The organism is Cupriavidus gilardii (assembly GCF_013347325.1).
Lineage (GTDB): Bacteria > Pseudomonadota > Gammaproteobacteria > Burkholderiales > Burkholderiaceae > Cupriavidus > Cupriavidus gilardii.
Window position 1 is genome coordinate 972,780 of record NZ_CP054624.1, and the last position, 21,226, is coordinate 994,005.

A 21,226-nucleotide genomic window follows, 5' to 3' on the forward strand; every position below is an offset into this window, starting at 1 on the left:
ATTCCACGGCCGGGCTGGAGCAGCCCGTACCGCAGACCATGCCGCAGCCCGTGCCGCTGCCGCACGACACCACCGACACCGCTGCCGCCGACGAATCGCGGATCATCGGCATGCTGACCCGCAAGCTGATCCCGTTCCTTGCACTGATCTATGTCGTGGCCTACATCGACCGCTCGGTGGTCGGCTTCGCCAAGCTGCATATGAACGCGGCGGTCGGCATCAGCGATGCCGCCTACGGTCTCGGCGCGGGGCTGTTCTTCATCGGCTATTTCCTCTGCGAGGTGCCCAGCAACCTGGCGCTGGAGCGCTTCGGCGCGCGCCGCTGGTTCGCGCGCATCCTGCTGACCTGGGGCCTGATCACGATGGCGATGGCGCTGATCCACAACGCCACCACCTTCTACGTGCTGCGCTTCCTGCTGGGCGCGGCCGAGGCGGGACTCTATCCCGGCATCCTGTACTTCCTGACCAAGTGGTTCCCGATGCGGCATCGCGCCCGCATCATCGGGCTGCTGGTGCTGGCGCAGCCGATCGCGCTGATCGTCACCGGCCCGATTGCCGGCTGGGTGCTGTCGACGCCGGGGCTGTTCGGGATGTCGAACTGGCAGACGCTGTTCGTCGTCAGCGGCCTGCCCGCGGTGCTGCTGTGCCTGCCGACGCTGCGGCTGGTGCCGGAGTCACCGGCGGACGCGAAATGGCTGTCGGCGCGAGACCGTGCCTGGATCGAGCGCGAGCTGGCGGCGGACCAGAAGACTTTCGCGCTGAAGTCGCACGGCAACCCGCTGAAGGCGCTGAAGGACAAGCGCGTGCTGCTGCTGTCGCTGCTGTTCCTGCCGTTTCCGCTGAGCATCTACGGCCTGTCGCTGTGGCTGCCGACCATCATCAAGCAGTTCGGCGTGACCGACGCGAGTACCGGCCTGCTGTCGGCGGTGCCGTACCTGTTCGCGGTGGTCGGTCTGTATCTCGTGCCGCGCCATTCGGACCGCAAGGGCGAGCGCTACTGGCACATCGTCGTGGTATCGGGCGCGGCGGCGCTGACGATGGCGGCCAGCGCCTGGGTCCAGACGCCGGCGCTGCAATTCCTGTTCATCTGCCTGACGGCCTTCTCGATCTATTCGATCCAGGCGGTGGTATGGGCGTTGCCGGGCCAGTTCCTGACCGGCGCCAGCGCCGCGGTCGGCATCGCCACCATCAATTCGCTGGCCAACCTCGGCGGCTACCTCGGCCCTTATGGCATCGGCCTGATCAAGGACGCCACCGGAAGCCTCGCCGCCGGCCTCTATTTCCTCGCCGCGATGCTGGTGTTCGCGGTGGTCATGACCTTCGTGGTACGCGCCGCGCTCGAGCCGCGCGCGGCCCGCTGATACGACAAGCCCTGCCCATGCCCGACACCTACGCTTCGCCGCGCTATCGCGGCATCTTTCCGGTGGTGCCGACCACCTTCACCGAAACCGGCGAACTGGATCTGCCGAGCCAGAAGCGCGCGGTCGATTTCATGATCGACGCCGGCTCCGACGGCCTGTGCATCCTGGCCAATTTTTCCGAGCAGTTCGCGCTGTCGGACGACGAGCGCGAGGTGCTGACGCGCACCGTGCTCGAACATGTGCAGGGCAGGGTGCCGGTGATCGTCACCACCACGCACTACAGCACGGCCGTCTGCATCGAGCGCAGCCGGCGCGCGCAGCAGATGGGCGCGGCGATGGTGATGGTGATGCCGCCCTACCATGGCGCCACCTTCCGCGTGCCGGAGCCGCAGATCCACGAGTTCTATGCGCGCCTGTCCGATGCGATCCGCATCCCGATCATGATCCAGGATGCCCCTGCCAGCGGCACCGTGCTGTCCGCGCCCTTCCTCGCGCGCATGGCCCGCGAGATCGAACAGGTGGCGTACTTCAAGATCGAGACGCCGGGGGCGGCCAACAAGCTGCGCGAACTGATCCGGCTCGGCGGCGACGCGGTGGAAGGGCCGTGGGATGGCGAGGAAGCGATCACGCTGCTGGCCGACCTGGAGGCCGGCGCGACCGGCGCGATGACCGGCGGCGGCTTTCCGGACGGCATCCGGCCGATCATCGAGGCGCACCGTCGGGGCGATGGCGATCGGGCCTTCGCGCTGTACCAGCGCTGGCTGCCGCTGATCAACCACGAGAACCGGCAGGCCGGCATCCTCGCGGCCAAGGCGCTGATGAAGGAGGGCGGCGTGATCGCCTGCGAGGCGCCGCGCCACCCGCTGCCGCCGATGCATCCGGAAACGCGCAGGGAGCTGATCGCGATCGCACGGCGGCTCGATCCGCTGGTGCTGCGCTGGGCCAAATAACGAAGCAGCGAAAGGGGCAACGTGGCGGCCTTGCGGGCCGCCACGTTGCATCGCGAAGGGCGACGGCCTGCCTGGCGTCGTCCTGGCCGTTTCCGCTGACGGCCTTACTCGCCGTCGGTCCACTCCACGTGCACGCCGAGACTGCGCAGGTTCTCGACGAAGCGCGGGTGGGCGCGCCGGATCGGCGCCGCGTTGCGGATTTCCGAGCGGCCGTCGATGCTGGCCGCGACCATGAACAGCGCGATGGCGACGCGGATGATGTACGGGCTCTCCACCACGGCCGGCGCCAGCGTGTTGCCGCCGAAGGTGATCAGCCGGTGCGGGTCCGACGAGAATACATGCGCGCCGAACTTCGACAGCTCGCTGGTCCAGCCCAGCGCGCTGTCGTAGACCTTGTTCCAGAACATCGCATTGCCCTGCGCGCGCACGCCCAGCGCGATGAAGATCGGCAGCAGGTCGACCGGGAAGTAGGGCCACGGCGCGGCCTCGACCTTGGTCAGCACGTTGCTGGTGAACGGCGTCTGCACCTGCAGCGGGCCAGAACGCTCGGCGCGCGACCAGCCGTCCTCGTGCACGATGCGCACGCCGAACTTCTCGAAGGTGCGATCGATCAGCGGGAAATTCGCCGGCGCGCCGTTGCGCACGACCACATCGCCATTGGTGATCGCGCCCAGCGCGAGGAACGTCGTGATCTCGTGGAAGTCCTCGTCGAAGGTGAACTCGCCGCCGCCGAGCTTCTCGCCGCCATGCACGGTCACGCGCGAGGTGCCGATGCCCTCGATGCGCGCGCCCATCATCGTCATGAAGCGGCAGAACTCCTGCACATGCGGTTCGGACGCGGCGTTGGTCAGCGTCGAGGTGCCACCGGCCGCGGCCGCGCACATCACGAAGTTCTCGGTGGTGGTCACCGAGGCATAGTCCAGCCAATGGTCGATCGGCCGCAGCGGGCCGTCGCTGTGGAGCAGCAGCGAGCCCTGCGCGCGTTCGACCTCGCCGCCGAAGCGCCGGAAGATCTCGACGTGCGGATCAATCTCGCGTACGCCCAGCGTGCAGCCCTTGACGTTGTCCTCGAGGCGCGCGACGCCGAAGCGGCTCAGCAGCGGCGGCACCAGCATGATCGAGGAGCGCATTTCCTCCGGCAGGTGGTGGCGGGCGGGATCGAAGACGGTGTCGCGGTGATGCAGGTCCAGCGTGCCGCTGTCATGGTCCATGCGGACATCGGAGCCAAGCGTGCGGAAGATATCGAGGATCTTGCGCACGTCGGTGATGTCCGGGACCCGGTGCAGCCGCACGGGCTGGTCGGTCAGCAAGGTGGCGCACAGCACCGGCAGCACGGCGTTCTTGTTGGCGGAGGGTACGATGCGGCCACGCAGCGGCGTGCCGCCATGCACGATCAGATTCGACATGAGGGGAGAGCGTCCGTGCCGCGCCGGCAGGCGGCGCCGAACGGCGGTAAGCGGTGGAAACGGACGGCATTGTACTGCCCCGGCCGCCGGCGCGGGCGATCGCCGCCGCCGCTATAATGCCCGGCTGCGGGCGCGCCGCCACCATGCGGCCTTTGCATCGCCTGCGCCATCCCGCCACGCCAGAATCATCGCGCAACACCGGTCCCGATCCGCGTCGACATGAACGCCCCGTTTCCGATCCGCAAGGAATGCCCACCCGGGGCCTGTGTCTGCGGGCGCGAGCAGCTGCTCGACGATCCGCAGGCGGACATCCGCGTGCTGCGGCTGACCAAGGAGGAGGAGAAGCGGCTGATCGCGCGGCTCGAGGACGTGCAAACGCTCGAGGACCTGCGCCGCATGCAGCAGAAGATGCACGAGCTGCTCGGCATCACGGTGACGATCGAGCCGAGCATTCACGGCGTGCGGACCGTGCGCGGCTTCAGTATCGAGCTGGCAGAACAGCTGGGCTTGTGCAAGAAGACCCGGCAAACCATCCCCGCCGCGATCCGGCGCTGCCTGGAGCGCCATCCCGAGATCGCCTACGCGATTCTCGATGCGCAGGGGCTGCTGGGCGAGGGCTGACGTTCTCCCACGCCTACCTCCGTCGTCCCCGCGAAAGCGAGTCCCAGCGGCTCTTGTTGCGCCGAAGCCAACGTCACTGGGTCCCGGCGTGCGCGGGGATGACGGTGAAATCAATTCCACGGCGCTCCGTTCGCCCACGCGCGGTCGATCTCGTCGATCAGCCGGCGCACCTTCGGCGACAGATGGCGGCGGTTCGGATAGACCGCGCAGACCGGCGCGCCGGGGCCGGTGAACCGCTCGAGCACCGGCACCAGCGTGCCCGCCCGCAGATCGCCGCCGACCAGGAAGGCCGCGATCTGCACTAGCCCCGCGTCCGCCAGCGCCAGGTCGCGCATCGCCTCGGTATTGTTCATCCGCCAGCGGCCCTCGATCGCGAGCGTACAGGCGCTGCCGTCGACGGTGAAACGCCACGGCGGTGCCATGCCCGCATGCGTATAGACGATGGTCTCATGGCGCGCGATATCGTCAAGCGTCGCAGGCGTGCCGTGCCTGGCCAGATAGGCCGGCGTGGCGCAGGTCACCAGCCGGTGCGGGGCCAGCACCCGGCGGATCAGCCCGCTGTCGTGCTCGCCGCCGACGCGGATCGCGACGTCGATGCCGTCGCGCACCAGATCGCTGTATTCGTCGGAGAACGACACCTCGGCCCGCAGCTCCGGCCATTGCGCCAGGTACCGATGCAGGATCGGCACGATGTGCAGGCGCCCGAGCGTGACCGGCAGATCGATGCGCAGGCGGCCGCGCGGCACCTCGTTGCGCCAGGCCAGCGCGGCCTGTGCTTCGTCGACCTCGGCCAGGATGCGCACCGCATGCTCGTAGAACAGGCGGCCCTCGTCGGTCAGGCTGACGCTGCGCGTGGTCCGCTGCAGCAGGCGGGCCGCCAGTCCCGCTTCCAGCCGGCCGATGCATTTGCCGACCGCCGAGCGCGAGATGCCCAGCCGCTGCGCCGCCAGCGTGAAGCTGTGCGCCTGCGCGACCTGCACGAAGGCGCGCACATCGCCCAGGTGATCGAGCGCGATGCCTTCCCCATTAGGCACGATTCGTCCCCAGTGTTGCGAAAGTCGGCTACTTTATCACCGCATTGGCAACGATTACGCTTGCCGGACTCGCGGGCGGCCCGGCGAATTGGGGCCGGCACCGCGTCAGACGGAGCGATTGCCAATGAACGACATCCATCAAGCAAGATTCGACGATTCCCCTCTTGCCGGTCCATCCGCGGCATCCGGCGACACGCCCCCCAACCGCTGGCCCGCGGTCGCCGCGGTCGGCCTGGCCACCTTCGGTGTCGTCACCACCGAGATGCTGCCGGTCGGCCTGCTGACGCCAATCGCGCAGAGCCTGCAGGTATCGGCCGGCAGCGCTGGCCTGATGCTGTCGGCGCCCGCGCTGCTGGCCGCGCTGTTTGCCCCGCTGATCGTTCTGGGTGCCGGTTCGATCGATCGCCGGCGTCTGCTGGCCGCGCTGCTGCTGGCATTGGCCGGCGCCAACGTGCTGTGCGCGCTGGCGCCGACGCTGCCCTGGCTACTGGCCGCAAGGGTGGTGGTGGGCTTCTGCATCGGCGGCATCTGGTCCGTGGCCGGCGGGCTGGCGCCGCGGCTGGTGGCCGCGCCATCGGTCGGCTGGGCCACGGCGATCATCTTCGGCGGCGTGTCGGTGGCCTCGGTGGTTGGCGTGCCGCTGGGCGCCTGGCTGGGCGAACTGGTCGGCTGGCGCGCGGCCTTCGGCGCGATGGCGGTCTGCAGCGGCCTGATCTTCGTGCTGAACATCGCGACGTTGCCGCCGCTGCCGGCCGCCGCAAGCGGCGCTCGGCAAGGAATGCGCGCGCAGTTCCGCAACCGCGGCGTGCGGCTCGGCCTGACGGTCACCTTCTTCCTGGTGGCCGGCCACTTCATGGCCTACACCTTCGTCCGCCCCTTGCTGCAGCAGGTATCGGGCTTTGGCGCCGGCTGGATCGGCGTGCTGCTGTTCGGCTACGGCGTGGCCGGCATGATCGCCAACTTCGCCGCGGGGCCGCTGGCGGGGCGGCATCCGGGACGCGCGCTGCTGGCCGTCGCGCTGGCGCTGAGCGCGACGCTGCTGCTGTTCGCGACCTTCGGCAACACCATGACGAGCGGGGCGGCGTTGCTGCTGTGCTGGGGCCTGTCGTACGGCGCGGTGTCAGTGTCGGTGCAGAGCTGGATGCTGCGCGCAGCCGACGGCATCGACGGGATCGAGGCCGCGACCGCGCTGCTGGTGTCGGTGTTCAACCTCGGCATTGCGCTGGGTTCGTTCTTCGGCGGCATCGCGGTCGATGTGGCGGGGCTACAGACCACGCTGCTGATCGCTAGTGCGCTGACGCTGGCGGGGCTTGTCACCAGCGTGCGCATGCAGCGCGCGCCTTCGGCGGCTTCCGCCGGCCTCGCTCAATGCAGGCCGTAGCGCGCCAGCGTGTCCTGCAATTCCAGCAGCTCGACCATGGTGGCACCGCCGGCGAGCTGCTCGCGCATGCGTTGCTCCTTGCGTTCGCGCGCTTCGCTGGCTTCGATGACCTGCGCCACCTGCTCGCGCGCCACCACGACCAGGCCGTCGCGATCGCCGACCACGATATCGCCGGGGCGGATCGCGGCGCCGCCGACGATCAGCGGCACGCCGAGCCTGCCCGGCTGCTGCTTGTTGGTACCGCGGATGCAGACGCCGCGGCAGAACACCGGGAAGCCCATCTCGACGATGCTGGACGCGTCGCGCACCGCGCCGTCGATCACCAGCCCGGCAAGGCCGATCGTCTGCGCGGCGAAGGTCAGCACGTCGCCCCACGGGCCGGCGTCGGCGAAGCCCTTGGCGTCGACCACCAGTACGTCGCCGGGCCGGGCCTTGGTCAGCGCGTAGTGGATCATCAGGTTGTCGCCCGGACGGATATCGACGGTCAACGCCGGTCCGGCCAGGCGCATACCGGGATCGAGTGCGGCGATGCGCGGATCGACGGCGCCTTGCTGGCCCTGCGCCTCGTGGATGGTGGCCGTGCCGAGCCGCTTCAGGCGGTCCAGCTGGGCGATGGTGATGTCGGCGTGCGTCATGGCGAGCGGGGAAGCAGAGATCGGGACAGGGATGAAGGCAGGGTTACGGTTCAGTCGACGGTGGCGCCGGAGCGCTTGACCAGCGATTCCCAGTAGGGCATTTCCTTGGCGATGAAGGCGCGGAACTGCGCGGTGGTGCCGCGCACGTCGGCCGAGCCCATGTCCGACAGCCGGCCGGCGATATCGGGCTGGCCCAGCACCGCGTTCAGCGCGGCGTTCAGTCGTTGCACCAGCGGCGCCGGTGTGTCGGCCGGCACGAACAGCCCGTACCAGTTCTCGATCACGAAGCCGGGAAAGCCGGCTTCCTGCATCGTCGGCAGATCGGGCAGCGTGCGGGCGCGTTTCGCACCGGTGGTCGCCAGCGGGCGCAGCCGTCCGGATTTCAGTTGCGGGGCGATCGCGGTGGTGGTCTCGAAGGCGATCGGCACCTGGCCGGCAATCACGTCGCTGAGCGCCGGCCCTTGTCCGCGATAGGGGATATGGACGATATCGAGCTGGCGTTCGAGCTTGAGCATTTCGCCGGCCAGATGCTGCGGGCTGCCGCTGCCGCCCGACGCGTAGCTGTATTTGCCGGGCGCGGCCTTGGCGAGCGCAACCAGCTGCGCTACCGAGTTGACCGGCAGCGCACTGTTGACGTACAGCACCAGCGGCACCGACGCAATCTCGCCGACCGGAGCCAGCGCGCGGGTGGGATCGAGTTTGAGCTGGTACAGATTGCGGTTGATCACGATCCCGGTGTTGTTGCCCAGCAGCGCGGTGCAGCCATCGCCCTTGGCGCGCGCGACGAACTCCGTGCCGATATTGCTGCTGGCCCCGCCGCGGTTGTCGACGATCACCGGAATGCCGAGCTGCTTCGACAGCCCGGGCGACACGATGCGCGCGAGAATGTCGGTGGTGCCGCCCGGCGGATACGGCGACACGATCCGCAAGGTCGCGCACGGGTAGGGCTCGGGGGCCGCGGCGCGGGCGGCCGTGGCGATCAGGCCGAAGCCCGCGATCGCGCCGGCGGCCAGCAGCACGGTGCGGTATCGGCGCGGAAGGTGGCGTGGAAGGCGGTGCGCGGGTGTGGGTTCGATGGTCATGCTGTCTCCTGATGCATGTGGTGCGACGTGGTCCGTCGTCTGTCGATGAAGCCGAGGCCGGCAGCGGTGAATGGCTGCGGACAGGCTTTGGCAACGGCTAATGGCCGGCGCGCTGCAGCACGTGGTAGCCGAACTGCCGGCGAGCCTCGCCCAGCGCCATGCCGGCCAGCGCCGCATCGACAATGCGCTGCTCGACATCGCGCGTCCGCAGCGCGCGCTCGATCACGCGCTGCGCCTGCGATCGCGGAATGACGACCACGCCGTCGGCATCGGCCAGGATGTAGTCGCCCGGTACCACGCGCACGTCGCCGAGGCTGACGGGCTGCCCGACCGCCGAGACCTGCACGCGATCCTTTCCGGTGCGCATGAAGCGGCCGCGGGCATAGAGCGGATAGCCGGCGGCATCGGCCTGCGCGGTGTCCCGGCAGACGCCGTGGATCACGGTGCCGGCGACGCCGCGGTGTGCCGCCAGCCGGCTCATGATGCCGCCCCAGACGGTGCAGTCGAGCCGGCCGCCGTTGTCGAGCACGGCCACCGCGCCCGCCGGGATGTCGTCAAGAAAATCGCCGACGGTGCCGGGGCAGGCCACGTCCACCGGCACGAAGCTGACGGTGAAGGCCGGGCCGAACAGCGCCGGCGCGCCGGCGATCGGCTGGATGCCCAGCGCGCTGCCGGGCAGGCGGAAATAGTCCAGGGCGTCGGAAACCTCGGCGGTGGAGAGCTCGCGTACGGCCTGCAGCCAGCCCTCCTTCCGCTCGTCTCCGTGCCCATCTGCGCATTGCATAGCATCCATGTCGATGTCCTCGTAAGCTCGAAGCGCAGTTTCAAGTAAAGTGCGAGCCGGATCAAACATCGATTATTGGACTCGGATTCATAAAAAATGAACTTGAGACAGTTGAGCTATTTCTGTGCCGTGGTCGACGCCGGCAGCGCCGTCGAGACCGCCAACCGCCTGTTCGTGGCACCGACGGCGATCAGCATGCAGATCGCGCAGCTCGAGGACCAGCTCGGCGCGCCAGTGTTCGATCGCTCGACGCGGCCCATGTCGCTGACCGCGACCGGACGCTTCCTCTATCCGCGCGCCAAGGACCTGCTGTCGCAGATGCGGCGGCTCGACGAGGAGGCGCGTGCGGTTGCCGCCGGCAATCTCGGCTGGCTCGGCATCGGCTTTACGCGCTCGGCGATCTTCTCGATCCTGCCCGCGGCGGTCCGCCGTTTTCGCAAGCGCTTTCCCGACGTCCATCTGGACCTGGTCGAGCAGCTGTCCGAGCATCAGGGCGCGCTGCTGCGGCGCGGGCGCATCGACGTGGGCATCTCGCGCTATATCGGGGAGTTCGAGCGGCCGGCTGACCTCGACTACACGATCCTGTTCGAAGAGCCCTTCGTGGCGGCGCTGCCGGCGACGTCGCCGCTGGCGCGGCGCAAGTCGTTGCGCGCGGCCGAGCTTGGCGCGATGGCGCTGATCCGGTATCCGAAGGATCCGCAGAGCGGATTCGCGGACCTGATGGTGGCGGCGCTGCGCAGCGCCGGTTGCGATCCGAGCGCCGGCCATGAGGCGATCGAGATCCATACCGCGCTCGGGCTGGTCGCCGCCGGACTGGGCTTTACGCTGGTCGGCGCCTCGGTCGGCGAGGCCAACCGGCCCGACGTCGCCTTCGTACCGATCGCCGATCTCGACACCGATGCAACGGTGGTCGCGATCACGCGCGCCGATCGCTCGCCGCCGGCGGTGCAGGCCTTCGTCGCCGCGCTGAAGGAGGGCAGGGGCGGCGCCCACAGGCGCGTACCGCGACGGAGGGGTCCTGCGGCATAGCGGGCCATGCCGCCTGCCATGACCTGACATGAGGATTCGTCCCGCCTGCGGTTCCCTCGTGCGGGCCGTCGCCGGCAGGAGGTCGCCATGGGGCCTGCGCGACGTCATCGGCCTGCCATATCGGCAGGACGGCGTATCGGGCCAGGCCAAGGTCGTGATTCCAGCGGCCGGTACCGCGGTGTCGCACATGCGCTGGCCGCGTATCGAAATCCGAAACGCTTCGTTTGTCATGGCGGCCCGTCGCGCTATCGTCGGGGCTGTTCCGATCCCCGATCCATCAAGCCATGACGCTTTCGCTCCTGAATCAAGGGCTGCGCCGGCTGCGCACCCTTCGCGGCCTGGTGGCGCTCGCCATCGCGTACGCCGCCGTGGCGTCCTCGGGCGCCGCGCTGGCGCAACCGGCCACCGACACGTTGCGCATCGGCTATCAGAAGTCTGCCAGCCTGCTGGTGCTGCTCAAATCGCAGCAGTCGCTCGAGCGGCGGCTGGCACCGCTGGGCACCGCCGTCAAATGGGTGGAGTTTCCGGCCGGCCCGCAATTGCTCGAGGGCTTGAACGTCGGTGCCGTCGATGTCGGCTTCGTCGGCGAAGCGCCGCCGATCTTCGCGCAGGCGGCCGGCGCCGACTTCGTCTATATCGGCTTCGATCCCGCCGCGCCCGGGTCCGAGGCCATCGTCGTGCGCCGCGATTCGCCGCTGCGCTCGGTGGCCGATCTGAAGGGCAGCAAGGTCGCGCTGAACAAGGGGTCGAACGTCCATTACCTGCTGGTCAAGGCGCTGGAGAAGGCCGGCCTGAAGATTAGCGATATCCAGCCGGTGTATCTGGCGCCGGCGGACGCGCGAGCAGCCTTCGAGCGCGGCGCCGTCGATGCCTGGGTCATCTGGGACCCGTTCCTGGCCGCCGCGGAAAAGCAAATCGGCGCGCGTGTGCTGGCCGATGGCCGCGGCCTGGTCAACAACTACGCCTATTACCTCGCCGCCCGGCGCTTTGCCACGCAGAAGCCGCAGATCGTCGAGGCGCTGTTCGATCAGCTGTTGCGAGAGGGCCAGCGCCTGAAGGCCGATACCCGTGCCGCGGCGGCGCTGATCGCCCCGCAGCAAGGGCTCGACGTCGACGTCGTCGAACGCACGCTGAACCGCAGCGAATTCGGTGTGGCGCCGCTGACCCCGGCCGTGGCCGCGCAACAGCAGCAGATCGCCGATACCTTCCACGCGCTGAAGCTGATCCCAAAGCCGATCCGCATCGCCGACGCGCTGCCCGCAAAGCGAGACGCCGTCGCACAGCGTGCGCCGAACGCCGGAGATGCCCGATGAAAGTCCTGTGGTTCCTGCCCACGCATGGCGATTCGCGCTACCTGGGCACCGCCCGGGGCGCGCGCGCCGCGACCTTCGACTACTTCAAGCAGGTGGCGATCGCCGCCGACAGCCTCGGCTACGAGGGCGTGCTGCTGCCGACGGGCCGCTCCTGCGAGGACTCGTGGATCCTGGCCTCGAGCCTGATCGATGCCACGCGGCGGCTCAAGTTTCTGGTGGCGCTGCGTCCAGGCCTGATGCAGCCCTCGCAGACCGCGCGCATGGCCGCGACGCTGGACCGCTTGTCGGGCGGGCGGCTGCTGGTCAATCTGGTCACCGGCGGCGATCCGGAAGAGCTGGAGGGTGACGGCCTGTTCCTGTCGCATCGCGACCGCTATGCGCTGTCGCGCGAATTCCTGACGATCTGGCGCGAGATCCTGGCGCGCAGCCATGATGGCGAGGCCTTCGACTTTGCCGGCGAACATCTGCGCGTCGAGGGCGCGAAGGCGCTGTATCCGCCGATCAGCCGGCCCTATCCGCCGCTGTTCTTCGGCGGCTCGTCGCCCGAGGCGCACGATCTTGCCGCCGAGCAAGTCGATACCTATCTGACCTGGGGCGAGCCGCCCGAGGCGGTGGCGCAGAAGATCGCCGACGTGCGGGCACGCGCCGACGCGGTCGGCCGCCAGCTGCGTTTCGGCATCCGCCTGCACGTGATCGTGCGCGAGACCGAGGACGAGGCGTGGCGTGCGGCGAGCGAACTGGTGTCGCATCTGGATGAGGAGATCGTCGCCGCGGCCCAGCGCAAGTTCGCCGCGATGGATTCGGTCGGGCAGCGGCGCATGGCGCAGCTGCATGGCGGCCGCTTCAACAAGCACGACGTCCGCCAGGGCCTGGAGATCGCGCCAAACCTGTGGGCCGGCGTGGGGCTGGTGCGAGGCGGTGCCGGTACCGCGCTGGTCGGCAATCCCGAGCAGGTGGCCGCTCGCATCGAGCAATACGCGCAGCTCGGGCTGGAGTATTTCATCCTGTCCGGCTACCCGCATCTGGAAGAAGCGCACCGCTTCGCCGAACTGGTGTTTCCGCTGCTGCCGCTGGCCCATCGGGAGGCCGCCGAGCGCGTGCTGACCGGACCGTTCGGCGAGATCGTCGCCAATACCTTCGTGCCTTCGAGCGCCGCGCAGGCGGCCACGAAGGGGGGCACGCAGGGCGCCAATCTGTCCGCGAGCTGAACGCCATGTCGAATTCATCGAAAAGCGGTGCCGCGCTGGCGGCCGACTTCCATGCGGGCGCGCCGGCGCGCGCGCTGCTGCCCAAGGGTTGGGCGGCATCCGCGCTGCGGCGCGGCTTGCCGTGGCTGGTGCCGGCGCTGATCCTGCTGCTGTGGGAGTTGGCCTCGCGCAGCGGCTGGCTGTCGAGCCGCGTCCTGCCCGAGCCGCTGGCGGTCGTGGCCGCGTTCCGCACGCTGGCGCTGTCCGGCGAGCTGTGGCAGCACACCGCCGTCAGCGCGTGGCGTGCGCTGGCCGGGCTGGCAATCGGCGGCGGACTCGGCCTGTTGCTCGGGCTGCTGAACGGTACCTTCCGGACTGCCGAGACGCTGCTCGACTCGAGCCTGCAGATGGTGCGCAATATCCCGGCGCTGGCGCTGATCCCGCTGGTGATCCTGTGGTTCGGCATCGACGAGGCCGCCAAGCTGTTCCTGGTGGCGGTCGGCGTGTTCTTCCCGATCTATCTGAACACCTTCCATGGCATCCGCTCGGTCGACAAGGGCCTGATCGAGATGGCGCGCAGCTACGGGTTGTCCGGCTGGGCGCTGTACTGGCAGGTGATCCTGCCGGGTGCGCTGCCCTCGATCCTGGTCGGGCTGCGCTTCTCGCTGGGCCTGATGTGGGTGCTGCTGATCGTCGCCGAGACGATTTCCGCGCAGGCCGGCATCGGCTACCTGACGATGAACGCGCGCGAGTTCCTGCAGACCGACGTGGTGCTGGTCGGCATCCTGCTCTACGCGTTACTGGGCAAGCTGGCCGACCTGCTGGCCAAAGGACTGGAGCGCTGGTGGCTGCGCTGGCATCCCGGCTACCAGAGCCCCGGCGCCTGAGCCCGCCGACGGGCCGACCGCGCGCGAGCAACACGAACGACTTCCTGCTGGAGCAGAACTGATGCATGCCACGCAACAACACTTGCCGCTGCGGCGCGGGGGCCGTGAGGCCGGCGAGCCAGGCCCGCCCGCCGCATTGCGGACCGCCGGCGACAGGCCCGGCCGTAGCGACCGTCCCGCCCGTCCGCACGGCACCGAGGTCGCGATCGGCGGCCTGCACAAGGCCTACGGCGACCGCGCCGTGCTGCAGCAGATCGATCTGCGCATCGCGCCGGGAGAATTCGTCGCGATCGTGGGCCGCAGCGGGTGCGGCAAGAGCACGCTGCTGCGTCTGGTCGCCGGACTCGAGCGCCCCGGCGCTGGTCGCATCGCGCTCGATGGCCGGCCCCAGGACGGCCATGACGACGGCACCCGCATCATGTTCCAGGATGCGCGGCTGCTGCCGTGGAAGCGCGTGCTCGACAACATCGCACTGGGCCTGCCGGGGCGGGAAGGCCGCGAACGCGCGCGCGAAGCGCTGGCGCAGGTCGGGCTGGCCGAGCGCGCCAACGATTGGCCGGCGGTCCTGTCCGGCGGCCAGCGCCAGCGCGTGGCGCTGGCCCGCGCGCTGGTGCATCGGCCTCGCCTGCTTTTGCTGGACGAGCCGCTGGGCGCGCTCGATGCGCTGACCCGCATCGAGATGCAGCAATTGATCGAGCGCCTGTGGCTGGCGCACGGCTTCACCGCGCTGCTTGTCACGCACGATGTGGCCGAGGCCGTTGCGCTGGCCGACCGCGTGGTGCTGATCGAGGGCCACAGCATCGCCTTCGACGAGCGCGTGCCGCTGCCGCGCCCGCGCAGCCACGGCTCGCCTGCATTCGCCGCGCTCGAGGAGCGCGTGCTGCGGCGGGTGCTGCGGCAGCCCGCCACCGAATCCCCTGACAACGACGCGCGGACCCGCGCATTGGCAACGCTCTGATGAATATCGTCGGCATACTCGGCAGTCCTTCCACCCCTTCCCGTTCGGCCTACCTGCTGGAGCTCGCGCTGTCGCGGCTGGACGCCTTCACGTCCTCCTGCCGCTCGATCCGGCCGCGCGACCTGCCGGCGCAGGCACTGACGCAGGCCGATTTCGGCGACGCCCGCCTGCAGGAGGCGGTGCGCGCGGTCGGTGAATCGCAGCTGGTGATCGTCGCCACGCCGATCTACAAGGCCTCGTACAGCGGCGTGCTGAAGGCCTTCCTCGATCTGCTGCCGCAGGACGGCCTGCGCGACAAGACCGTGCTGCCGCTGGCCACCGGCGGCAGTCCCGCGCATCTGCTGGCGCTCGACTATGCGCTCAAGCCGGTGCTGTCGGCACTCGGCGCCCGGGACATCCTCGACGGCATCTACGCGACCGACCAGCAGCTGCCATCGCGCCCAGAGGGCGGCTACACCGCGACCGGCGATATCGTCGAACGGCTCGACCGCTCGGTGCAGCGTGTCGCCGCGCGGGCGCGCGAACTGCAGCAGCGCGAGGCCGAACTGGCCCGTGCCGCAACGGCTTCCGCAAACAGCGCACCGTGGCCCGCCGAGCGCGTGCGCTGGTCGGTCTGATATTCCAGGCATTCGGCAATTTCATCGAGGAACCTGTCATGACGATTCATGCCATCAACGTGCGCAACCAGTTCCGCGGCAGGATCCGCGAAATCATCGAGGGACCGGTGGTGTCCGAGATCGATGTCGAAACCGCCGGCGGGCTGGTGGTGACCTCGGTCATCACGACCCGCTCGGTCAAGGAGCTCGAGCTCGCGGTCGGCAAGGAAGTGATCGCGCTGGTCAAGTCGACCGAAGTGTCGATCGCCACGCTATGACGCGAGGGGACAGCGATATGCAACAGAAGCGGCGGCAGCTGCTGCAGGCCGGCGCCGGCATCGCGGCATGGACGCTGGCCGGCGCGGCACGCGGGCAAGCGGGCGGCAAGCCGGAGACGGTGCGGATCGGCTACCAGAAGTCGTCGACGCTGATGATCCTGCTGAAGTCGCGCGGCACGCTGGAGAAGGCGCTGGCCCCCCAGGGCGTCTCGGTGTCCTGGCACGAATTCACCTCAGGCCTGCCTCTGCTCGAGGCGCTCAATGTCGGCGGGCTGGACCTCAGTGCCGATGTCGCCGACGCGGTGCCGCCGTTCGCGCTCGCCGCCGGCGCCAGGCTGACCTACTACGCGATCGAGACACCGTCGCCGACGGCGCAGGCGATCGTGGTGCCGCGCGACTCATCGCTGACGTCCATCGCGCAATTGAAGGGCCACAAGGTCGCCTTCGCCAAGGGCGCCGGCGCGCACTACCTGCTGCTGGAGGCGCTGGCCCGCAATGGGCTGTCGATGCGCGATATCGAACCGGCGTATCTGACGCCGGCCGATGCGCGCGCCGCGTTCGAGCGCGGCAACGTGTCGGCCTGGGTCATCTGGGACCCGTTCCTCGCGGCCGCGCAGCGCCAGGCGCAGGCGCGCGTGCTGGCCGACGGCACCGGCCTGGCCAGCTATCGGCGCTTCTATCTGGCGGCCAGCGACTTCGCACGCCGGCGCGCCGATGTGCTGGCCACCGTGTTCGATGCGCTCGCGCAGGCGGGAGAGTGGGTCAAGGCCAATCCGGCCGCCGCGGCCGAATGGCATGCACCGTTGATCGGACTCGACGCGGCTACCGTGCAGATCGCGAACCGGCGCCGCAGCTACCAGTTGCAGGCGGTGGACACGCCGGCGCTGGACGAGCAGCAGCGCATCGCCGATGCCTTCCACGCGCAGCAGATCATTCCGCGCAAGGTGGTGGTAAGCGCCTCGCCGGTCTGGCGGCGGCAGGCCTGAACGGCGTTTGCGCAGCGCCGCTCGGCGCCGGCACATCGGCACCGATTGAAGCCTTGGCATTCGATCAACCCGTGTACTAACCTCGTTCTACGTTGCGGCGAACCGGGTTTACGCCGCCGCAGCGGCGCCATTGCAGGCGCGCACGCAGGACAGTTGTCCTGCCTTTTTTCAGCCCATTCGCAATCCTCCCGTGGCCATGCGCGGCAGGAATGATCCGCGCTGGCCAACACAGACCCGAACGATAACGGGGCCGAAGAGGTCCCCGTCGTCGTTCACGAGCGCGCATCGCAATGCATGCCGATGCCGCCTTTGTCCGCGACCTGTCCTTGTGGTCGCGTGCGGACTTCTCCGGCAAGACGCTGGCTTCGGATGACCTGCGACGAAGCGGCGCGCTCGCGTCCGCATTGCGGCCTCGCGGGGCTTCACGCGGCTTGACGCTTCACGTAATCGCGTGACAGGCCGCCCCTTCCTGGATCTGTCCCGATTTCGCCCGGCGTCGCGACCCTGTTGGCCAAACGGCCGGCCCGCCGCCGGTTGCACCGCATCCGACCCGGCTGATGATCCTGGAGGATGGGCTGTACGCGCGCGACGCCGGCGACAACTGGAAGAAGTACGAGAACGGCAACTGGGTGTCGGTGCACGCGCCGCAGGCGCCGCCGGGCATGCAGTAGCGGGATGTCGGCGCTTGGGGAACGGCCAGCGAACGGGGATGTCGATCAACGTATGGCGCCGCCTCGGCAACTGCCGAGATGACCGGCGTGATGGAGGCCGACATGACACATCTGAACAGCGAACAGATCGCGGCGCTCGGGGAGTGCCTGGACCGGCGCGAACGCGAGCTCGATCCGCTCTATCAGCAGGGGCGCGACCGTCCCCCGACCAACCCGCTACGGGAGCCGCAGGACCTGGCCGACACCGCCGAGGGCGTCAACGAGGAGCTCGACCGCGCCGCGCTGCAGCAGCACTACCGTGGCGAGCTCGATGACATTGCACAGGCGCGCGAGCGCCTCGCGTCCGGCGATTACGGCGTCTGCGAAGACTGCGGGGTCGAGATCCCGTACGAGCGCCTGCTGGCCAATCCGACAGCGACGCGCTGTGCGCCCTGTCAGGCACGACGGGAACGGACGTTCGCCACGTAGCACATTGATGGACCCTCCCGCGATGCGCGGGAGGGCCGGGCCCATGCGGCCGTTCACGCCACCAGCGGCAGCGCTTCGCGCATCCGCAGTTCCACCGGCTTGATCTCGCCCAACGGCGACAGCAGCGCGGGGTCGAAGGCACGCGGTGCGACGCCTTTCGCCACACGCATCGGCCAATCGGGATTGGCCAGCGCGCCGCGGCCCAGCGCGACCAGGTCGGCGCCATCGGCCAGCGCGTCTTGCGCTCGCGCCGGATCGTGCAGGCTGCCGTTGGCGATCACGGTCAGATGCGGCGCGGCAAGCCGCGCATGCTGGACCAGCGTGCGCGTGTCGCCGGGGAAGGCAGGCTGCCAGGCCTCGAACTCCGTCACGTGCAGGAAGTCGATGCCCGTCGCGGCCAGCGTGCCGAACACGATCGCCGCGCCCTCGGCTCCCTCGGCCCACTTGTGCGTGAAGTCATTGACCTTGCCTTGCGAAATGCGCACGCCGACAGGAAAGGCGTCGCCGACCGCGGCACGGACAGCCCGCGCGGTCTGCTCGGCGAGCCGGACGCGTTGGCCGATGGCACCGCCCCAGGCATCGTCACGGCGATTGGTGTAGTCGGTCAGGAACTGGTCGAGCAGATAGCCGTTGGCGCCGTGGATCTCGATGCCATCGAAGCCGGCGACATCGCGGGCGAGCCGGGCCGCTTCGGCAAACCCCGCGATCGCCGCGTCGATCTCGTGCGGCTCGATCGCGCGCGGCGTGCGATAGGCTCCGTTGCCGCGATAGACGGCCATCTGCATGCCCCTGGGCGTGATGCTCGATGGGCCGACCGTCTCGTCGCGGAAGCGGTTGCCCTGCGACAGCGCGCCCGCATGCATCAGCTGCACGAAGATGCGGCCGCCGGCATCGTGCACGGCATCGGTGACCGCGCGCCAGGCGCGCGCCTGCCCGAGATCGGTCAGGCCCGGCTGCCCCGCATAGCCCTGTGCATAGGCGCGATCGGTGTAGGTGCCTTCGGTGACGATCAGGCCGAAGCCGCCGCGCGCGAAACCCGCGTAGTAATCGGCCATCGTCGGCGTCGGTACGCCCTCGGGCGTCGCACTGATGCGCGTCATCGGCGCAACGACGAGCCGGTTGCGCAGCGCGATGTTTCGAATGTCGAGCGGATCGAACAGCGTCGGTCGTACGTCGGCGTTCATGCCGGCTCTCCTTCGGCCACCGCGATGGCCTCGATCTCGATCAGGGCGTCCGGCGAATACAGGCTCGAGATCTCGACGATGGTATCGGCCGGGTAGGGCGCCGAGAACCACTTGCGGCGCAGCTCGACGATCTTGCCGAAGTTGTCCATCGACTTCAGGAAGATCGTGACCTTGGCGACGCGGTCCAGGCTCGAGCCGGCGGCTTCGAGCGCGCGCTGCAGATTGCGGAAGGCCTGCTCGGCCTGCTTGTCGAAGTCACCGCGGCCGACGATATTGCCGTCGTCGCCGATGGCGGCCTGTCCCGAGATGAAGACCAGATTGCCGACGCGGATGCCCTGCGACAGCAGGAAAGGCGCGTACGGATCGGGGTGGGTGCGGACTTGTTCGAGCAGCATGGCGAACTCCAGGATAAAGTTGAGGGAATTTCATCCGTCAGCCGGCGCTGGACATGGCCGCTGCGGAGAACGTCCCCAGTATCGTGATCTCACCCAGCACCGACAAATGGTCAATTCTCAACGTATGGATGAGATGAATTCATGCATGAGGCTGCCATGAGACGCCTGCCTCCCCTGAGCGCGCTGCGCGCCTTCGAGGCAGCCGCCAGGCGCCTGAGCTTCAAGCGCGCGGCCGACGAATTGAACGTGACCGCGACCGCGATCAGCCACCAGATCCGTCTGCTGGAGGAATGGCTCGGCGTCAGGTTGTTCGAGCGCGAAACCCGCAAGGTCGATCTGACCGCGAGCGGGCGGCTGCTGTTTCCGGCGATCCGCGATGGGCTCGACGGCTTCGAGCGCGCGGTGGCGGCGGTGCAGCGGCAGCGCGCGGCCAATATCGCCACGCTGTCGTCGACGGTCGCCTTTGTCGCCAAGCGGCTGGCGCCGCGCGCGGGGTCGTTCCGCGCCGCGTATCCCGACTGGACGCTGCGGCTCGATGCGTCCAACGCTGTCGTGGATCTCGACGGCGATGCCGACGTGGCGATCCGCTATGGCGGCGGCCACTATCCCGGCCTGACGGTCGAGCCGCTGTTCCAGGACCGTTTTGCGCCGGTCTGCAGTCCGCATCTGAAGCTGTCGTCGCTGGCCGACCTGCGTCACGCCGAGCTGATTCATTTCGAATGGGGCGCCGGCGTGCGGCAGGACCCGCGCGCCGCGGTGTGGCGGCATTGGCTCGAACGGGCGGGCGATGGCGCCGGCGAAATCGATGCCTCCGCGGGCCTCACCTTCACCGACGAGATCCACGCGATCCAGGCCACCATCGCGGGGCAGGGCGTTGGCTTGCTGAGCCTGACGCTGGTCGCCGAAGAACTGGCCTCCGGCGTGCTGGTGCAGCCGTTCGATTTGTCGCTGCAGAGCTTTCGCTACGACCTGGTCTACAGCCCGCGCGCGGCAGAACGGCCAGCCACTCGGCTGGTGCGCGACTGGGTTCACGCCGAGTTTGGCGCCGTACCGCCGGAAACGGCCTTGACGCCCGGCTAGAATGGCGCGCATGCAATCTGAGCACTCCTGACAAACGGGCAACCGACGATGACGAGTACAGCGACGCCGGTGTTCTGGCGCGATCCTTCCCTGTCGTTTATCGAGGCGCGTTGGATCGAGGACGGCCGCCGCATCCACTACGGCGCGCATTCGCACGAGACCTTCTCGATCGGTGCGGTGACCGGCGGGCGCAGCATCTACGTCGGTGGCCGCATGCGCGCCGAAGTCGGTGCCGGAGCCGTGGTGCTGATGAATCCCGAAGAGGTGCACGCGTGCAATCCGCTCGACGATGCGCCATGGTCGTATCGGATGCTGCATGTCGACGCCGGCTGGCTGGGTTCGCTGCAGCACGATCTGGGCTTTGACCGCAACTGCGACTTCCAGGCCTTCTCGACGTGGGTCAGCGACGATGCCGCGCTGCATCGCGCCCTGGGCCGCTTCCATGCCTTGCTGACCGACGAGGACATCGAGCCGATGCGCAAGGAGGAGGCCGCGATCGTTTTTTTCTCGGCGGTGCATCGGCGTCTTCTTCCCGCGCCGAGGCCGCGGTCTTTCGATACCGGCGAAAACGGAGCGCATCGCCAATGGCCGGAATATCGCCTGCGCCGCGCCGCCGAATTCATCGACGCCAATTTCGCCCGGCCGCTGCGGCTTGGCGATATCTGCGCCACTGCGCAACTGTCCGAATCGCATCTGATCCGCGCCTTCAAGCAGCACTATGGGCTGACGCCGCACGCCTATCTGGTCAATCGGCGCGTGCAGTACAGCCGCAGCCAGCTCAAGCGGGGCCGCGCGATTTCCGATGTCGCGCTGGAAGCGGGATTCGCCGATCAGGCCCACCTGCAACGGGTGTTCAAGCGGATGGTGGCCGCCACGCCGGCGCAGTATCAGCGGATGCGCTGAGTACCGGTGTGCTGCAGGTCGGACCCGAAGTCGGGCC

Annotated in this window: 22 protein-coding genes; 15 read left to right on the forward strand and 7 right to left on the reverse strand. The window is 68.9% G+C overall.

Annotated elements, in window-relative coordinates:
• The first annotated feature begins 38 nt into the window (after nucleotides 1-38).
• Nucleotides 39-1,361 (forward strand): MFS transporter, encoded by a 1,323-nt coding sequence (locus FOB47_RS04565; protein ID WP_174780881.1) that lies wholly within the window; start codon nucleotides 39-41, stop codon nucleotides 1,359-1,361.
• A gap of 17 nt (nucleotides 1,362-1,378) precedes the next feature.
• Nucleotides 1,379-2,311 carry a dihydrodipicolinate synthase family protein gene (locus FOB47_RS04570; protein WP_174780093.1) on the forward strand — a complete coding sequence of 311 codons (933 nt, stop codon included), beginning with the start codon at nucleotides 1,379-1,381 and terminating at the stop codon, nucleotides 2,309-2,311.
• A gap of 104 nt (nucleotides 2,312-2,415) precedes the next feature.
• Here the strand turns inward: FOB47_RS04570 and FOB47_RS04575 are convergent, their stop codons facing one another.
• Nucleotides 2,416-3,717, reverse strand: coding sequence for a UDP-N-acetylglucosamine 1-carboxyvinyltransferase (locus FOB47_RS04575; RefSeq protein WP_174780094.1), 1,302 nt, complete (start codon nucleotides 3,715-3,717; stop codon nucleotides 2,416-2,418).
• A gap of 219 nt (nucleotides 3,718-3,936) precedes the next feature.
• On the opposite strand from FOB47_RS04575, the gene FOB47_RS04580 reads away from it, so the two are divergent.
• The gene (locus FOB47_RS04580; RefSeq protein WP_053824049.1) at nucleotides 3,937-4,338 is read left to right on the forward strand and encodes a hypothetical protein; all 402 of its coding nucleotides are present in this window, start codon (nucleotides 3,937-3,939) and stop codon (nucleotides 4,336-4,338) included.
• A 110-nt stretch (nucleotides 4,339-4,448) separates the two neighbouring features.
• Here the strand turns inward: FOB47_RS04580 and FOB47_RS04585 are convergent, their stop codons facing one another.
• Nucleotides 4,449-5,372 carry a LysR family transcriptional regulator gene (locus FOB47_RS04585; protein WP_198752310.1) on the reverse strand — a complete coding sequence of 308 codons (924 nt, stop codon included), beginning with the start codon at nucleotides 5,370-5,372 and terminating at the stop codon, nucleotides 4,449-4,451.
• A gap of 124 nt (nucleotides 5,373-5,496) precedes the next feature.
• Between FOB47_RS04585 and FOB47_RS04590 the strand changes: the two genes are divergently transcribed.
• Nucleotides 5,497-6,753, forward strand: coding sequence for an MFS transporter (locus tag FOB47_RS04590; RefSeq protein ID WP_174780095.1), 1,257 nt, complete (start codon nucleotides 5,497-5,499; stop codon nucleotides 6,751-6,753).
• Here FOB47_RS04590 and FOB47_RS04595 read toward each other — a convergent pair.
• The 3 genes from FOB47_RS04595 to FOB47_RS04605 all read right to left on the reverse strand — a co-directional run bounded on the left by FOB47_RS04595 (nucleotide 6,738) and on the right by FOB47_RS04605 (nucleotide 9,263).
• Complete coding sequence (locus tag FOB47_RS04595) at nucleotides 6,738-7,388, reverse strand: 4-carboxy-4-hydroxy-2-oxoadipate aldolase/oxaloacetate decarboxylase (protein ID WP_053824048.1); 651 nt, start codon at nucleotides 7,386-7,388, stop codon at nucleotides 6,738-6,740. The genes FOB47_RS04590 and FOB47_RS04595 overlap by 16 nt on opposite strands.
• A gap of 50 nt (nucleotides 7,389-7,438) precedes the next feature.
• On the reverse strand, nucleotides 7,439-8,470 hold the full coding sequence (locus FOB47_RS04600) for a Bug family tripartite tricarboxylate transporter substrate binding protein (protein WP_226994947.1): 1,032 nt from the start codon (nucleotides 8,468-8,470) through the stop codon (nucleotides 7,439-7,441).
• A 97-nt stretch (nucleotides 8,471-8,567) separates the two neighbouring features.
• Nucleotides 8,568-9,263, reverse strand: a complete 696-nt coding sequence (locus FOB47_RS04605) for an RraA family protein (RefSeq protein WP_174780096.1) — start codon at nucleotides 9,261-9,263, stop codon at nucleotides 8,568-8,570.
• Nucleotides 9,264-9,350: 87 nt separating this feature from the next.
• Between FOB47_RS04605 and FOB47_RS04610 the strand changes: the two genes are divergently transcribed.
• From FOB47_RS04610 to FOB47_RS04650, 9 genes are all read left to right on the forward strand, one after another.
• Nucleotides 9,351-10,283, forward strand: coding sequence for a LysR family transcriptional regulator (locus tag FOB47_RS04610; protein ID WP_174780097.1), 933 nt, complete (start codon nucleotides 9,351-9,353; stop codon nucleotides 10,281-10,283).
• Between the two features lie 284 nt (nucleotides 10,284-10,567).
• Nucleotides 10,568-11,596 carry a sulfonate ABC transporter substrate-binding protein gene (locus FOB47_RS04615; protein ID WP_174780098.1) on the forward strand — a complete coding sequence of 343 codons (1,029 nt, stop codon included), beginning with the start codon at nucleotides 10,568-10,570 and terminating at the stop codon, nucleotides 11,594-11,596.
• Nucleotides 11,593-12,804: an FMNH2-dependent alkanesulfonate monooxygenase gene (gene ssuD / locus FOB47_RS04620; protein ID WP_174780099.1), complete on the forward strand. Its 1,212-nt coding sequence runs from the start codon at nucleotides 11,593-11,595 to the stop codon at nucleotides 12,802-12,804. The genes FOB47_RS04615 and ssuD overlap by 4 nt, the downstream gene beginning before the upstream one ends.
• A gap of 5 nt (nucleotides 12,805-12,809) precedes the next feature.
• A complete protein-coding gene (gene ssuC / locus FOB47_RS04625) occupies nucleotides 12,810-13,670 on the forward strand; it encodes an aliphatic sulfonate ABC transporter permease SsuC (RefSeq protein ID WP_174780100.1) in 861 nt (286 codons plus the stop codon).
• A gap of 61 nt (nucleotides 13,671-13,731) precedes the next feature.
• The gene (locus FOB47_RS04630; RefSeq protein ID WP_174780101.1) at nucleotides 13,732-14,628 is read left to right on the forward strand and encodes an ATP-binding cassette domain-containing protein; all 897 of its coding nucleotides are present in this window, start codon (nucleotides 13,732-13,734) and stop codon (nucleotides 14,626-14,628) included.
• Complete coding sequence (gene ssuE / locus FOB47_RS04635) at nucleotides 14,628-15,245, forward strand: NADPH-dependent FMN reductase (RefSeq protein ID WP_174780102.1); 618 nt, start codon at nucleotides 14,628-14,630, stop codon at nucleotides 15,243-15,245. The genes FOB47_RS04630 and ssuE overlap by 1 nt, the downstream gene beginning before the upstream one ends.
• Before the next feature lie 38 nt (nucleotides 15,246-15,283).
• Nucleotides 15,284-15,502 (forward strand): TOBE domain-containing protein, encoded by a 219-nt coding sequence (locus FOB47_RS04640; protein ID WP_006577405.1) that lies wholly within the window; start codon nucleotides 15,284-15,286, stop codon nucleotides 15,500-15,502.
• Between the two features lie 17 nt (nucleotides 15,503-15,519).
• Nucleotides 15,520-16,488, forward strand: a complete 969-nt coding sequence (locus tag FOB47_RS04645) for an aliphatic sulfonate ABC transporter substrate-binding protein (protein ID WP_174780103.1) — start codon at nucleotides 15,520-15,522, stop codon at nucleotides 16,486-16,488.
• Nucleotides 16,489-17,261: 773 nt separating this feature from the next.
• The gene (locus FOB47_RS04650; RefSeq protein ID WP_174780104.1) at nucleotides 17,262-17,627 is read left to right on the forward strand and encodes a TraR/DksA family transcriptional regulator; all 366 of its coding nucleotides are present in this window, start codon (nucleotides 17,262-17,264) and stop codon (nucleotides 17,625-17,627) included.
• Nucleotides 17,628-17,680: 53 nt separating this feature from the next.
• Here FOB47_RS04650 and FOB47_RS04655 read toward each other — a convergent pair whose 3' ends face one another.
• On the reverse strand, nucleotides 17,681-18,811 hold the full coding sequence (locus FOB47_RS04655; protein WP_174780105.1) for an NADH:flavin oxidoreductase: 1,131 nt from the start codon (nucleotides 18,809-18,811) through the stop codon (nucleotides 17,681-17,683).
• A complete protein-coding gene (locus tag FOB47_RS04660) occupies nucleotides 18,808-19,206 on the reverse strand; it encodes a RidA family protein (protein WP_174780106.1) in 399 nt (132 codons plus the stop codon). The genes FOB47_RS04655 and FOB47_RS04660 overlap by 4 nt, the downstream gene beginning before the upstream one ends.
• Before the next feature lie 156 nt (nucleotides 19,207-19,362).
• Here FOB47_RS04660 and FOB47_RS04665 point away from each other — a divergent pair, with 156 nt between their 5' ends.
• Nucleotides 19,363-20,286: a LysR substrate-binding domain-containing protein gene (locus FOB47_RS04665; protein ID WP_174780107.1), complete on the forward strand. Its 924-nt coding sequence runs from the start codon at nucleotides 19,363-19,365 to the stop codon at nucleotides 20,284-20,286.
• 48 nt (nucleotides 20,287-20,334) lie between these two features.
• On the forward strand, nucleotides 20,335-21,189 hold the full coding sequence (locus FOB47_RS04670; protein ID WP_174780108.1) for an AraC family transcriptional regulator: 855 nt from the start codon (nucleotides 20,335-20,337) through the stop codon (nucleotides 21,187-21,189).
• Nucleotides 21,190-21,226 lie beyond the last annotated feature (37 nt).